The 13,477-nt window shown below is 47.6% G+C and carries 13 protein-coding genes, 2 tRNA genes and 2 pseudogenes; 3 read left to right on the top strand and 14 right to left on the bottom strand.

The genetic code is table 11. The annotated features are described in order from the left end of the window. Positions 1-104: 104 nt before the first annotated feature. A complete protein-coding gene (locus G367_RS0118985; protein WP_020414742.1) occupies positions 105-287 on the bottom strand; it encodes a PA3496 family putative envelope integrity protein in 183 nt (60 codons plus the stop codon). Positions 288-731: 444 nt separating this feature from the next. On the opposite strand from G367_RS0118985, the gene G367_RS0118975 reads away from it, so the two are divergent. Continuing rightward, positions 732-807, top strand: a tRNA-Arg gene (locus G367_RS0118975). A 30-nt stretch (positions 808-837) separates the two neighbouring features. On the opposite strand, the gene G367_RS26245 is transcribed toward G367_RS0118975, so the two are convergent. The 5 genes and pseudogenes from G367_RS26245 to G367_RS25770 form a co-directional block, all read right to left on the bottom strand. Continuing rightward, positions 838-975: a hypothetical protein gene (locus G367_RS26245; protein WP_020414740.1), complete on the bottom strand. Its 138-nt coding sequence runs from the start codon at positions 973-975 to the stop codon at positions 838-840. 160 nt (positions 976-1,135) lie between these two features. Next, complete coding sequence (hdeA, locus tag G367_RS24325) at positions 1,136-1,576, bottom strand: acid-activated periplasmic chaperone HdeA (RefSeq protein ID WP_020414739.1); 441 nt, start codon at positions 1,574-1,576, stop codon at positions 1,136-1,138. A 484-nt stretch (positions 1,577-2,060) separates the two neighbouring features. Continuing rightward, positions 2,061-2,741, bottom strand: coding sequence for a DUF4386 family protein (locus G367_RS0118960; RefSeq protein ID WP_026305257.1), 681 nt, complete (start codon positions 2,739-2,741; stop codon positions 2,061-2,063). Between the two features lie 459 nt (positions 2,742-3,200). Beyond that, on the bottom strand, positions 3,201-3,701 hold the full coding sequence (locus G367_RS26655) for a GmrSD restriction endonuclease domain-containing protein (RefSeq protein ID WP_020414737.1): 501 nt from the start codon (positions 3,699-3,701) through the stop codon (positions 3,201-3,203). 587 nt (positions 3,702-4,288) lie between these two features. Further along, positions 4,289-4,432: pseudogene (locus G367_RS25770) on the bottom strand (DUF4113 domain-containing protein). 237 nt (positions 4,433-4,669) lie between these two features. Between G367_RS25770 and G367_RS0118950 the strand changes: the two are divergent. Continuing rightward, complete coding sequence (locus G367_RS0118950; RefSeq protein ID WP_020414736.1) at positions 4,670-4,993, top strand: hypothetical protein; 324 nt, start codon at positions 4,670-4,672, stop codon at positions 4,991-4,993. Positions 4,994-5,084: 91 nt separating this feature from the next. Here G367_RS0118950 and G367_RS27015 read toward each other — a convergent pair. The 3 genes and pseudogenes from G367_RS27015 to G367_RS0118930 all read right to left on the bottom strand — a co-directional run bounded on the left by G367_RS27015 (position 5,085) and on the right by G367_RS0118930 (position 7,045). After that, a pseudogene (locus tag G367_RS27015) lies at positions 5,085-5,237 on the bottom strand (DUF4113 domain-containing protein). A gap of 1,013 nt (positions 5,238-6,250) precedes the next feature. Beyond that, positions 6,251-6,338, bottom strand: a tRNA-Ser gene (locus G367_RS0118935). Positions 6,339-6,478: 140 nt separating this feature from the next. Next, a complete protein-coding gene (locus G367_RS0118930; RefSeq protein WP_020414735.1) occupies positions 6,479-7,045 on the bottom strand; it encodes a nitroreductase family protein in 567 nt (188 codons plus the stop codon). A gap of 239 nt (positions 7,046-7,284) precedes the next feature. Here G367_RS0118930 and G367_RS0118925 point away from each other — a divergent pair, with 239 nt between their 5' ends. Next, on the top strand, positions 7,285-8,679 hold the full coding sequence (locus G367_RS0118925) for an adenylate/guanylate cyclase domain-containing protein (RefSeq protein WP_020414734.1): 1,395 nt from the start codon (positions 7,285-7,287) through the stop codon (positions 8,677-8,679). A gap of 25 nt (positions 8,680-8,704) precedes the next feature. Here G367_RS0118925 and cyoD read toward each other — a convergent pair whose 3' ends face one another. The 5 genes from cyoD to G367_RS0118900 form a co-directional block, all read right to left on the bottom strand. After that, positions 8,705-9,025: a cytochrome o ubiquinol oxidase subunit IV gene (cyoD, locus tag G367_RS0118920; RefSeq protein WP_020414733.1), complete on the bottom strand. Its 321-nt coding sequence runs from the start codon at positions 9,023-9,025 to the stop codon at positions 8,705-8,707. Then, a complete protein-coding gene (locus tag G367_RS0118915) occupies positions 9,018-9,650 on the bottom strand; it encodes a cytochrome c oxidase subunit 3 (protein WP_020414732.1) in 633 nt (210 codons plus the stop codon). The genes cyoD and G367_RS0118915 overlap by 8 nt, the downstream gene beginning before the upstream one ends. A gap of 8 nt (positions 9,651-9,658) precedes the next feature. Then, positions 9,659-11,728, bottom strand: a complete 2,070-nt coding sequence (locus tag G367_RS24315) for a cbb3-type cytochrome c oxidase subunit I (RefSeq protein WP_020414731.1) — start codon at positions 11,726-11,728, stop codon at positions 9,659-9,661. Then, on the bottom strand, positions 11,725-12,756 hold the full coding sequence (locus G367_RS0118905; RefSeq protein WP_211214959.1) for a cytochrome ubiquinol oxidase subunit II: 1,032 nt from the start codon (positions 12,754-12,756) through the stop codon (positions 11,725-11,727). The genes G367_RS24315 and G367_RS0118905 overlap by 4 nt, the downstream gene beginning before the upstream one ends. A 238-nt stretch (positions 12,757-12,994) precedes the next feature. Then, positions 12,995-13,411, bottom strand: coding sequence for a hypothetical protein (locus G367_RS0118900; RefSeq protein WP_157533671.1), 417 nt, complete (start codon positions 13,409-13,411; stop codon positions 12,995-12,997). Positions 13,412-13,477: the final 66 nt, after the last annotated feature.

Genomic DNA, 13,477 nt, shown 5'->3' with positions numbered 1-13,477 from the left:
AGCAGTAAATAAATGAATGTAATTAGTTCTCAAATTGTACGGGGCTCTAGTGGCAACCCCGTACAACCCTAAAATAATTGGTAACTTAAATCCCTTTTGAGTATTTAGTTTTCAAAATCATAATCCATTAACTCCCGCCTCAAGCGTATCTCCTCCAGTTTATCCTCCACCATCCTGCGCGCGTCACGCGGCGGCTGGGAAGTAGCCTGCTTTAGTACTTCATTAGCAATTTGTGGAATATCCACACTGTCAAAATCCATGTACTTTTCGTTAACGTTACCGCTCATACGAAACTCCATAATCTTGATTCGCGAAAGCAGAAATATCCTTATTGCACCTTGGGTGCCACTGCAGATTAGCGATGCTAAACAATCATGGTCAAGCAAAAATTTACACCTAAACAATGACAAATTGACTTCAATCAGATTCCGCTTTTCAGCACGCAAAAATGTCCGCCAAATTGCGTTTTTCAAACACAAAACCAACGATGGCACAGCAAATAATTATGAAAAAATTTCGAAAACCGCACAGATAGGAAACAGCGGGTAATGCGGTAACTAGAGCTTCTGCCTGTTACCTAGAGTGACAGGTCTACTCGCGAGTATCGGCGAATAATGAAACTAAGCAGATAGACGTTGAGGGTGCAGGATGACATGACATTTGCCGGCATACCGGATAGAATGGCCGCCCTTCGCACCCATAGCCAGATACAAAGTTCGGTTAAAGTGCCTGCCCCCGTCGGTTAACAGGATAAACCACGGACCTCCTAAGTCCGGACTGGTGGTTCGAGTCCACCCGGGGGCGCCATCTCTATCCCCCTTATGCTATAGAAAAGCACTACAGAGGGAACGCCTTGGCTGAGTGCATAAACAGCGCCATGAAGAGGCCCGCCAGTAGCACCGCACCCCAAAACAGCCTGGCAGAACGATTAATGTTCCGTCCACGCTTCACACCATCCCTAACAGACTTCCCCATAGCACAACTCCATTTGACTACTTGATTACCCGGCGATGATCGCAGCTCCAACTCTAGCCGGTTTGAAAACTTACCAATAGCCTATACCCCGCCAAAGGTAAGCTTCAAGACCAGAATAGACGAAACCCGGCCGAAGCCGGGTATCATCCAACGCAGTGGGCTACTGCTTCTGTTTTTGCTTCTGCATATTGTTGCTGCCGTTGGTACCACTGTTATTGCCATCGGTACCCATGTTATTGCCGCCACCCTGCATGTTCATCATTTGCTTCGCCTTGTCCTTACCGTGGTGGCGCCCCATCTTGTGCCACTCATCCTTAAACTTGGCCCAGAAGGACTCTTTTGGCGCGTTGGCACAGGCGGTGATAATCATTGGTGTCACCTTTTCGGTGCCCTCGATATCCAACATATCACCCTCTTCCTTACCGCGCTTTGAATAAGCCGCAGCCCAATAGACTGCTTTAGGCTTAAACTCATCATCAATGGCCAGGAAATCTGCACAAGTCCAGTCCTTCGCCGGCTTCTTGGGATGAGAATCCGCAAGGGCAGCAGAAGCAGCAAGACTGGCAATTACCAAAGGAAGGATGTACTGCTTGCTTTTCACAATAAGATCTCCAAAGTTTCCAGGGCTATCACCCTGTAAATCAATTGCAGGTAATGTGCTATCCGCTCGCTTCCCAGGAGCTGGCAGGTTGAGACTAGCTATTCATGCCTAAAAACACTGAAAGCAATGGGCAACTGGTAAAGCCCGTCTCTACACCACACCTTTTACAGCGGAAACTCTAGCCAGGACACCTCTTTAAAGACTGTCTGGCCCATTGAAAGAATAGACGCATTTTTCATTTTTTGGCGCGAGATCCAAAAAAATGCTAAGCAGCCGTTGATATCACTTCTTGTGAAGCCAGAAGCTCCAGTTTTAACCCTCCAGCAGAAAGTAAAGTAAGCAAGACCAGTGGAACAGACAAAGTCATCCCACTGATAATGCCAAGAGGGGGCCAATGAAGGCAAACATTAGGAAGTGGAGGCGATAATAACCACAACAAAATACTTGTCTTCTCTACACTGAAGAATAATTAGTCAGCACGAAACTATTCCGTAGCACCATTAACAGCGTTAGCAGCTTCCCAAGTCTGCCTATTACTGCTCTTCCCTAATAAAGAAATACCCATCCAGATAAACCAGCCTATTTGAGTGACACCAAAAATTTCCGTGAGAATATCAGCAGGGTAAACGGTCGCAATTCCAGCGGCTCCTACTATCACTCCAAGGTAATTTAATGGGCGGGAGAAAACCCTTGCTTGCAACGCAACCACGCTAATCAGCAAGACCCAAAGCCCACCAACCAACTCATTCCCTCCACCAAGGCTCTCAACCAACAGGTATATAACACCCCAAGCTTCAAAAGCTTTTTCTACATTGACTTCGGAGAGCCCCAAGGCATAAGCAAGCCCAATATTCGCAATCATACCGCTAGCAATCAAAAGACCAACCCAGATTGTCCCAAATAAGGAAGCTAGAGCTGTGATCCTCCTGCCTCTATTCCTGAGCTTTTCATAAAGGCAAACCACCAAACACCCCAAAAAGACAGCAAACACCAGATACATTAATATATAAACACTACTAAATAGCAGTTGATTTTCTGCCAGAAATGCCATCTTTTCTGTAGGACTTCCACCCGATGGAAAGGCCCAAAAAAATCCAAAAAATAAAAAAGCGGCAATATAGATTAGCCCCATACATATTGATGAAACTCCGGCAACCCTGTCCATACTGTTATCCTTTATTCTTCCACTAAACCAGGAAATTACTTCCCTACCTAAAAGGCTCTCACCCCATAAGAAGCACTTTAATTATGCAACCTATAGACACGTTCTTGACAACACCCCAACTTACCACAAGGTCAAGTAGTCGCAGAACTTATAACCCAAGGCAACGAAGCGCAGTAGTATTGCGGTACAAGTAGATAGTTATGCCAAGATATTTAGAATCACGGTCCCAAGATCTTAAACAACTATGACCAGTGCGCTTTTAATTAATCAATCTGGCTGCGAGGCACAGAATACCTAGACATATTAATCAGACGAGAGAATATAAAACAAAAAAATTCAAAAAGAGAGATTCCCTATAAAAGGGTAAGCAATAATTTAGAATAAGCAGAACTCAATCAAAAATTGCCCCTTCAAAAGTCAATATAAATTGCCAAGTGAAGGGACATCTTACTATTTACTTCACTGATCGAGCCCATACTTCCTGGCGATAGCCATGAACTGCCGCCTATATACGCTTCGGGCTGGCTGATATGGAGGTAACCACTCAGTCGGCCCCTTACCACCCTTACGTTGATTGTGGCCATCATCCACCAGCCAAAGATTAGCTGGATCTTCGGCAAATGCCCTACGCTGCTCTCGACTCCAAGTGGAGCCACCATGTTTATGGGCCCAGGAAAGCGGTACTATATGCTCTACATCCAAGTCCGATGCCTTTTCAAAAAACTGCCCTGTATATGGGTCTATCCATAAACCGGACACCACTGTACAACCTTTTTCATTGCTAAAAACTACCGGAGCCAATGAAAGCCTTATCAAAAGCTCTTGGCGAGTATTCTGGCAATCTCCATCCACATCAGCCCAACCAGGCAACCACTCACTACGATTGTAAGACTGAGGCGCAACCTCATAACATCCGCTTACTGAGAGCAAGGAAATCAATAACAAAGACTTAAGTCGCATAAAACTAAACTGCGGCAAATTACTACTAGGCAGGTATTTTGGTTGCCCCCTGGAGTTGAGTCAATAAAGCACTCAATTATCCAAGATGGAAATGCCACTAGCATTACACCGCACAAAGCGAGGGGAGCTTACTGCTTATGGGTTCCGATCAATTTCCCGCGACAGGAGAGAAGAAGGCATTTCGCAACAAGGAACAAATACTGGATAGTACTTGAGAATTTTATAGAAGCCGCCGGTCGGAGCGGCGTCCTCTTTGAAAACGATAATTACTTATGGTCGACTAGGCAACTTAAGTAACCTCAGCCTGGTAGTAAGAGGGTTTCATAAAGGCACTCATATACTGCAGCAGTATTGACTAAAACAGCCCTCTAACTCTTGTGATTGCTAGCTTTCCGGGGAATCTCTGTCTAAGAAAACTACCCTTTATTACTCATTTTTGCTCTATATAGATCAATAATTTAGAGCAAATCTTAGACATTTTTTGGAGCGCCAATCCCTGCTGTATATTTATACAAATGCACTCATTTTAACATACTAAGGGCTTTGCAAAGTATGAAATCTATCGGAATCTAATTAGTACAATCAGATTAAGTTGTCACTTTAGGCAAATCACCCCATTTAGTGGTGTAGGCAGGCGACGTATAAGCCTGCCGCATCTTCCATTTCTTCTAGTTACCTTCAGCCCCGAGAAACAGAGTCCCCCGGCCAAACTTGTGGTTGATACTATCAATAGTCTCACTTGGCTTTGCAGATTGATCTGGCGTGACTAGATCATCCCGACCTAGCCTTTCTCAACAGCTTCACAGTTACCTCCAGATCACCAATTGAGAATGGAGTTCTGCTCATTCAAACTCTAATTGAAATAATGCAGTTCATACGGCAAAGTGCGCTGCCAGATTGCCTTGAAGTGGATAGTGATTACTATTACGCAAGCATAAGATTTGGACACTTAATTAATTAGGAAACCTATGAAAAAGCCTACGCTGCTAACCTCGCTGCTTATAATGCTGGCATCAATCCCAGCACATTCCGCACAAACAATTGGAACTATCAGCTCCTACTATTCAACCGCTAATGGAGCCGTTGCACTTAAATTGAAAGAAGGGTTTAGCGACGAAGCAAAAGCTGAATGCCCAACAAATAATGGCTACGCAGGCATAAGTAGCGACGATGACCCAATCTTGAAATCTACACTGCTATCCGCCGCTATAGCGGAGAAAGAAGTAAGGCTGAATGTTGAAGGTTGTCAAAGCTCCTGGATAAAAATCAACGCAGTCTACGTAAACATCTAGTTAAAAAACCTTAGCAGCAATGGCAGCCCTCCCCAAATAACTGCCACTGCTCTTGGCATAAAACTCCTAAAGCGCTGCTTCCGGTAACAACTCAAGCCATCACCTGAAGCAAGTCCCACCACCAAGTGGTATAGGCAGGCGATGTATAAGCCTGCCGCATCTTTCATTTCTTCTGGATGCCTTCAGCCCCCAGGAAAGGAGTGCCCCGACCAAACTTGCAGTTGATGCTATCACTGGCTTGCATAGTCTCCCTGGCCCTTGCCGATTGACCTGGCGTGAACAGATCACCCTACCCTAGCGCGCTCGGGATAATCTCAACGAGCCTCACTCCTGCCTTCATATAGCGGCACTTTTATACCGTTGCGGTTATCGGAGATTTCCGGCTTATGCTTGCCCAGCGTGGTTATCAGCTCGCCTAAGACAGCCCAAGACAGCCCACAAACGGTGGTGCTGGACTCGATATTACTCTGCCTACCGTCAAGAGAAAGTATGTGGCGGACGGTATTGGATTGAATTATCGACAGGTCGCGTTGGCCGTGCAACTTAACTAAATCGACTCTGACGAAGCCGCTTTAGTTAAGCCAATCTTGTCCGGGCTGTTGCACTAGAACAGCTAACAAATACGGGGTAATTCCATACTAAAGAAGATAAAAACAAGAAGTAGGAAATATTTATGAACATGACGCCTTTACTCACCAGGTAATAATTTTCTAAAAAGCAAACCAAGTCAGTAAAAATACATGATGCAGATGCGAGCGAGATAAACACTGAAAAGATAAAAGGCGCCGCTGTGACTCAAAGCAAAGGCAGCAAGTTAAATTCGCAACTGCAATCCATTCAATTGAGCTAACCAAACCCGCGCAACTTTGTCAGTAGAGGAAATGCCAACAGACAAGAAGAGCCACAATAAGGGGCAACCCATAGAAGCGTTTAAACCGCATGAACATACCAAGTTGTATTTACGCTCACCTTAGATCGAACGATTCACCGGCTATGAGCACAGCAGCATTACCGGGTAGCCAATGAAAAGATATCTCTCCATAGCAGCACCCAATAGGTCCTGGCGCTATCGGTTGGGGCAGCCAGAAAATAAAAGCTTGAATAGAGAATTAACTAGATAGTGCCGCTTTAAATAGTTGAGGCCCATCTGACAAACGAATATCTATACAGTCAGCATAATAATTGCCGAAAAGATAACGGAGAGTTAAGCAGTACACAGAAATAAAAAAGCCCGGCATAAACCGGGCTTTTAGTAGATGGCGGTGAGGGAGGGATTCGAACCCTCGATGCCTTTCGACATACACACTTTCCAGGCGTGCTCCTTCGACCACTCGGACACCTCACCAAATTGTCACCCTCTGGGAGGGCAATCCGCCTTTCAGCGGGGATCTCTCTTTAGCGAAATCTTCAAGAAAATCAGGAAGATAGCTGCTGTGTCGTCGAGAGAGCGCGCACTTTACCCAAATGTTTCCTGATGTGCAAGTACTATTGTGCATTCCATTGGGAAAAATATGTATCCACCTGTAAATCCGGTGCCTGGCGGGGAGCTTTATCCGGGGTCCCACAGTAAATAAAACCATCTATACGCTCATTTTCCGCAAGGCCGAGCCCCTCAGCAACCACCGGGTTTCTGGCCAGGGGGCCAGTACGCCAGTAGGCGCCAACACCCTCTGCGAAGGCAGCGGTGAGCATAGCCTGTACGGCGCCGGCAGTAGACATATGCTGCTCCATGTGAGGTACCTTGGGATGCTCCTGTAGACGGGTGATAGCCACAATGATCAAAGGCGCTCGCAGCGGCATAGCCAATGTACGCTGGCGCTGGGCTTCCACTAGTGGAGCGCCTTCAGCTTGTTCAGCCGCCTGCAGGAATAGCTCCCCCAATCGATTACGCTCCTGGCCCTCTATTAGCAGGAAGCGCCAGGGGCGCAAACAGGCGTGGTCCGCCGCGCGAAGGGCGGCGCGAAAGATGTTCTGGCGCTGCTGTTCATTGGGAGCTGGCTCAATAAGCTTTCCCGTTGAGACTCTGTTATGCAAGGCGGTCAGGGCATCCATCGTTTTCTCCAGTTGAAGTCTGAGCGCGGAGTGTACCCTAACCAGCCTACGTAGCGCATACGTGCGCCCCGTATTAAAACCCAGTATAAATATCGGTTTTTTAGCAATCTGGCTTTTGGAGGAGTACACTTCGCCCAGTAAATCGATGCACTGCGAGTAAAAGCCAGGGATATTGAAACCGGTTACGGGCCGCTCGCTATATGTATAATTCCGCTAAACGGACAAAAAGATAACCACAGATGCAGGACAAGCTTGAGGGGAACACAGAGCGGGGCATTAGCCCCCATTACTCTACCTATTTCCGCACCTTAATTTGTTTTGCGGCTACGGGCACCCTGGCAAATACTGTCGATTGGTCTTCTCCATGGCAACTGGACAAGCTGATTACAATTGGCATAGCAGTATTACTACTCGCTTATTGCGGCTTTGCCCAATTCCTGCTTTATAAGTCCCGCGATAAAAAAGCCTATAAAACCCGGCGCTGTCTATCCTTTATCGATACCATATTTGTTGGTATCACTATCGCATTAGCCAATTTCAGCATGTTGCCATCATTGCTGTTTGTCACTGTGGTGCAGCTCAATGCCCTGACTCAGGGCGGTGGCAGAAAGTGGTTTGAACACAACACTGGCCTTCTCGTCGGTGTTGTAGTTGGCTACCTGATACACAGACCGGCACTGTTGATTAATGCCGACCTCACTATTAGCACCGTGAGTTTAATAGGCATCCTCGCCTATCTATGTGCCTATGCATTTTTTACCCACCGACAAATCAGCCAGCTCAAGGAGGCCAATCATGCCCTCACCACCGAGCAACGTGTAAGTAAGGTACGCTCCTATAAACTCTCCAAATATCTGCCGCAGCGCCTATGGCGTTCTATTACTACTGGTGATGAAGAGGCCCTGACTACACAGCGTAAGCTGTTGACAGTTTTCTTTTCAGACATCAAGGATTTCAGCCAGCTTACCGAGGAGCTGGAGGCTGAAACCTTTACTCTATTGCTCAATAACTACCTTTCAGAAATGGCACGTATCGCCGGCCAATACGGCGGCACCATCGATAAATTTATCGGTGATGCGGTTATGGTGGTATTTGGGGATGATGAAAGCAAGGGCCCCAAATCTGATGCTCTGCGCTGTGTCGCTATGGCCTTGGCCATGCGCAAGCGGGTTCGTGAGATGAAGCAGGAGTGGTACAACAAGGGGATCTCCCGCCCCTTGCAAGTGCGAATGGGAATTAATACAGGTTACTGTACTGTTGGAATCTTTGGCACAGCCAACTACCAGTCCTATACCGTAATGGGCACCCATGTGAACTTGGCTTCACGCCTTGAGGGTGCGGCCCAGCCAGGGGAAATCCTGATCAGCCATGAGACCTGGGCAATGATCAAGCACACAGTTATGTGCCGCGATAAAGGCCATATCACTGTTAAAGGCATCAGCACCCCGGTTAAGGTTTACCAGGTGACAGACCTGCGTAAAAACCTCGGTGGTCAACAAAGCTACCTGGAAGAACACGCCCCGGGTTTCTCTATGCACCTGGATCTGGATAAGATACGTAATTATGACAAGGGCAAGGTGCTGCAATCCCTGGAGAAAGCCACCTCAAGCCTCAAAAGCAAGGTCATTATCTAGCTCGCCCGGTTTCTGCCAATTAGCTTTACATAGTGGTATGCATACGCACAGCCAGGTTCCCCATAATCCATGCAGTACCTACCACAATGATCAGCAGAATCAGGGTTGAAAAAAGAACCAAGGCCAGGTTGTCCCGTCCTTCTTTTTGTGTTGTAACATTCAAGAAGCACTTAAGTTGCACTGCCAGTTGCGCTACCCCAAGCAAACCAACCAAAATAAGTACGCTTTTATTTTCCCGCCCCACTGCCAAAACTGCCCAGAATGCCGCAATGGTAAGCACTACCGACAGAACATAACCGGTTAGGTAGGTACGTAAATGGGCCGCGTAACCGGATTTATTAGCCATATACCCATCCGCCAAAATAGACAACCGAGAAAATCCCGATCCAGATCAAGTCCAGAAAGTGCCAGAAAAGGGCCAGGCGCAGGAAGCGCAACTTGATAATATCCAGCATACCCACTTTGCATATCTGCACAATCAACACCAGCATCCATAAACAGCCGAAGCTGACATGTAAGCCGTGTAAGGGCACCAGGCCAAAGAAAGCTGATAAATAGCCACTGCGCTGGGGCACACCACCCTGTGCCGCCATTTGCGAGAAATCGTAGAGCTCCAATGTCAGGAAGCCCAACCCCAAAATTAGGGTTACCACCACCCAGAACAGAAAGCTCGCCTGGCTGCGTTGGTGCTTCATGGTGACAGTTGCAATGCCCACGGTAAGGCTACTGGTAAGCAGCAACATGGTTTGCGCGAATAAACTGCCAAAATCGAATAATTCCCTAGGTCCAGGACCACCTGCGGTAGCCCCAATCATGGTGATATAGATGGCGAAGACCACCCCAAAGAAAATGAGGTCGCTCATCATAAAAACCCAGAACCCAAAGATCACCATATCCGGGTCTTTGTGAATCGCCCCAGGCACCTGGCCTGGGTTTACACTGGGGTTACTGGTCGAAGGGGTTCCGTTCATTTGTCAGCCTAGTGCTCCAACTTGGCGTACCCAACATTGGCAGGGGTATTTTCCAAATCCCTGCCAACCGCCCTGCTCTTCTTCACCTGCTCCAGCCACTTTTCCGTGTCTTCCTGCACCTGGCTTGCTGGGATTACCCGTTCACTGTCCCAACGGAAAGTGGAGGCTATTACTGCAACAATAATGGCCACAGCGGATATCAGTGCCAGCCACCAGATATACCAAACCAGCGCAAACATGAGGATGCCGCTCAACACACAGAGGATAAAACCCAGCGGATTATTTTTTGGCACTTCGATATCACGGTAGACTTTTGGCGCCAGATAAGCGCGCCCCTGTTCCTTGGCCTCGGTAAACTCGTCCCGATCAGTGACCCTCGGCAGTTCGGCAAAGTTGTAAGAAGGCGCTGGAGCAGGAATTGACCACTCCAGAGACCGGCCATCCCACGGGTCCCCCACTGGAACACGGTTTTTATCCCTGTCTCTCAGGCTGACTACCAATTGCACCACCAAGCTGATTAATGCGCACAAAACCACCATGGCTCCAACAAATGCAACCAGCATGTAGGGTTTGAAAGTTAGGTCCATATAACTGAAGGAACGCCTTGGCATTCCCAACAGGCCAGCACCATATAGTGGGAAAAACGTCAGCATAAAACCGAGAACCCAAAGGAATGCCGACCAGCGCCCAAGCTTGTCATTGAGACGAAAACCAAAAGCCTTGGGGAACCAATAGTTGTATCCGGCGAGCAACCCAAACAGCACGCCCGGAATTAAAACATTGTGGAAGTGCGCCACCAGGAACAAGGTATTGTGTACCTGGAAATCCACGGTGGGATTAGCCAGGATCACACCGGATAGACCACCAATTACAAATAAAATCAAAAACCCGATGGAGTAAATCATCGGCGTGGTAAAACGGATTCGTCCCCGGTACATGGTCGCCATCCAATCGTAGACCTTCACTCCGGTAGGAACTGCAATCAACATGGTGGCAATACCAAACACAATATTAATTGTGGGGCTCTGACCCATGGTAAAGAAGTGATGCAGCCATACAGTAAAGCTCAACACACCAATACTCATAGTGGCGATCACCAGAGACTTGTAGCCATACAAGCGCTTTGCAGAAAAGGTAGAGAAAACTTCGGAAAATATGCCGTAGGCCGGTAGCACTAACAAATAAACTTCCGGGTGCCCGAACAGCCAAAACAGATTGGCATAGTTCATCATATTTCCACCGAGATCATTGGTGAAAAAGTGGAAATCCAGGTATCTATCGAAACCCAGCATCAACGCCGCCACACTTAAGGGTGGCATGGCAAATATCATCAAAATAGAGGAGCAAAGTACCGTCCAGCAAAACATCGGCATACGGAAGAATTTCATTCCAGCAGCGCGACATTTGATGATTGTAACGGTGAAATTAATACCCGTGAGGGTGGTACCGGCACCCGAGAACACAATGGCCCATATCCAATAATCGGGCCCGACACCTGGATTAAAATCCCCTCCGGTATAAGGTGGATAAGCAGACCAACCGCCAGTGGAAAATTCCCCTACCACCAGGGAAACCATTAATAAAATTCCAGATGCAACCGTAACTGCCAGGCTGATTTGATTGAGAACAGGGAAAGCAACATCCCGTGCACCAATCTGTAATGGCATCGCATAGTTAACCAACCCAACCACAAAAGGTACGGCAACAAAAAATATCATGATGGTGCCGTGGGTACTGAATAGCTGGGCAAAGTGATCGGCGTAGAGAAAACCATCTGGCGCGGCAGCCTGCTGCGCCCGCATTACCATTCCTTCCAGCAGCCCCCTGGTCATCATTACCAGTGCAAACACTATGTACATGATGCCAATTCTTTTGTGATCAGTACTGGTAAGCCATTCGGACCAGAGGGTGCCCCATACCCGGAACCAGGTCAGCAAGCCGAGAATTGCGACAGTGGCAATAATCACGATACTGCCGGCGGTACTGGCGACAAATTCGCTCACCGAGGGATCGGTGATTAATTTACTGAAAACAAGGGAGTCCCAGTTTAGTTTGCCCAACCAACCGTATTCATTCATGGTTGCGCGCCCTCCACTTCCTTATCCCGTCCAAATTTCTCGGTGCCGGGCTGCTCCTCAATACTGAGGGGTTTACCGGAGTGGTAGCGCATCACTATATCCTGGAAGAGACTGGCATCTGGGAGAGTGAAATAAATGGCTTGGGCAGGCATTTGCGCCGTGGCCAGTTCTTTGTGCGCCTCCTCACGGGTGGTACGTGTCGCCAGGCGATTGTAAGTATCCTCATTCAACGGGATACCTGAGGCGCGAACTTGTGCTACCCAAGCCTGAAAATCCTCATCATTCTTAATTAACACATCAAATTTTTGGTCAGTAAAACCTTTCCCGGTAAATTGGGTGTTTTCCCCCTGGGTTTTCCCAAGCTTGGTGGCAATAAAATTCAACTTGGTCGTCATTCCTGGCATGACATAAATTTGTCCCGCCAACGCTGCAATGAGAAAAGACTGCATCACCGTATCACTGGTGAGAGTCATAGATACCGGTGTGTGTACCGGGACAACTAACTCCCCCACCGTGGCAATTTCCAGCTGGGGATAAATAAACAGCCACTTCCAATCGAGCCCCACCACTTCCACCTTAACAGGCGGTACCACTCCTTGAATTTCCTCGTAAGGATCCAGGCTAATCGTGGCACGCCAAAGCATGACCGAGAGCACCAGAATAACCAGGAAAGGCACGCCCCACATCACGACTTCCAGCGGGCCATAGACCTCCCATTTGGGCGTATAAATACCGGTACCTTTTTTGCGTCGGTATTTAAATAAAATAATTGGCACCAAAATAAAAACGGGCAACACAGCCACCATAGTGAGGGCTGTAGCCCAGAAGAAATGGGTTTTCTGCTCATGTGCCACTGGACCCAATGGCATCAGGAAGCTTTCGGATGCAAAGGTGGGATTGGCATTCAGTAAAAACAAAATAATTACGGGCAGAGCCAATACTGGCCGGGGAAAAAAGTGAGAAAACCACCTAAAAAACTGTATAAAGTTCTGAGAAAACCCCATTGGCGTGTCAACTTTCCAATCCATTGTAAAGCCTACCGACGAAAGGACTCGCTGGCACCCATTTCAGGCTACCGGTTACACTAAAACAGTCGCGACACCCTACGATTTAAAGCCAAGTACTCCCTGTACTCACCGGGCACTATTATGCGACTTGTCTCACCAGAATAGCTGATTAAAATATTCTTTAACCTCGTGTACTCTCCTGCTGGGCTAAGTTTCTGGCGGACGATTACATTTAATCGGCGATTGAAGAGTTATCACCCTAGAAAACACCATCCTTCATCATTTCCTGAAGAACCGTCTCCACATACTCCAGAGCATCCCCCTCCCGTGGCCGACGAATTTCTCCGTCAATGTAATTCACCAGAAAGGTTTCAGTTTTCAATGACCAATACAGCTCCTCACTCGGGCCCTCATAGAGCCGGGTTTCCACTATGGCAACCTGGGAGTTAGAGATATTCCGGTTCAAATGTTTGAACTCACTTAGCTGTGTTACTAACAGCGTATCGAATTGATAAGCTGCCAGCACTTCGGCGACCTCTTCCATGGATGGGACCTCGTGCCCCGTTGCAAAATCACTCCAGGAGTAGGCCTGTATCTCGTAGCGGCTCAATTCATCAATCCAAACATCTTCAACATGAATTCCAACGATTGGACGAGGTACCGTTGTGTAGGTCAATACCAAAGTTTTCCCCAGAGGGCGTGCACTTATATATGGAGAATGCCAGCTATGAATAACTATGGT

The organism is Microbulbifer variabilis ATCC 700307, from assembly GCF_000380565.1.
Lineage (GTDB): Bacteria > Pseudomonadota > Gammaproteobacteria > Pseudomonadales > Cellvibrionaceae > Microbulbifer > Microbulbifer variabilis.
The sequence above is the reverse complement of the archived record's forward strand: the minus strand, read 5'-3'. Positions and strand labels throughout refer to the sequence as shown.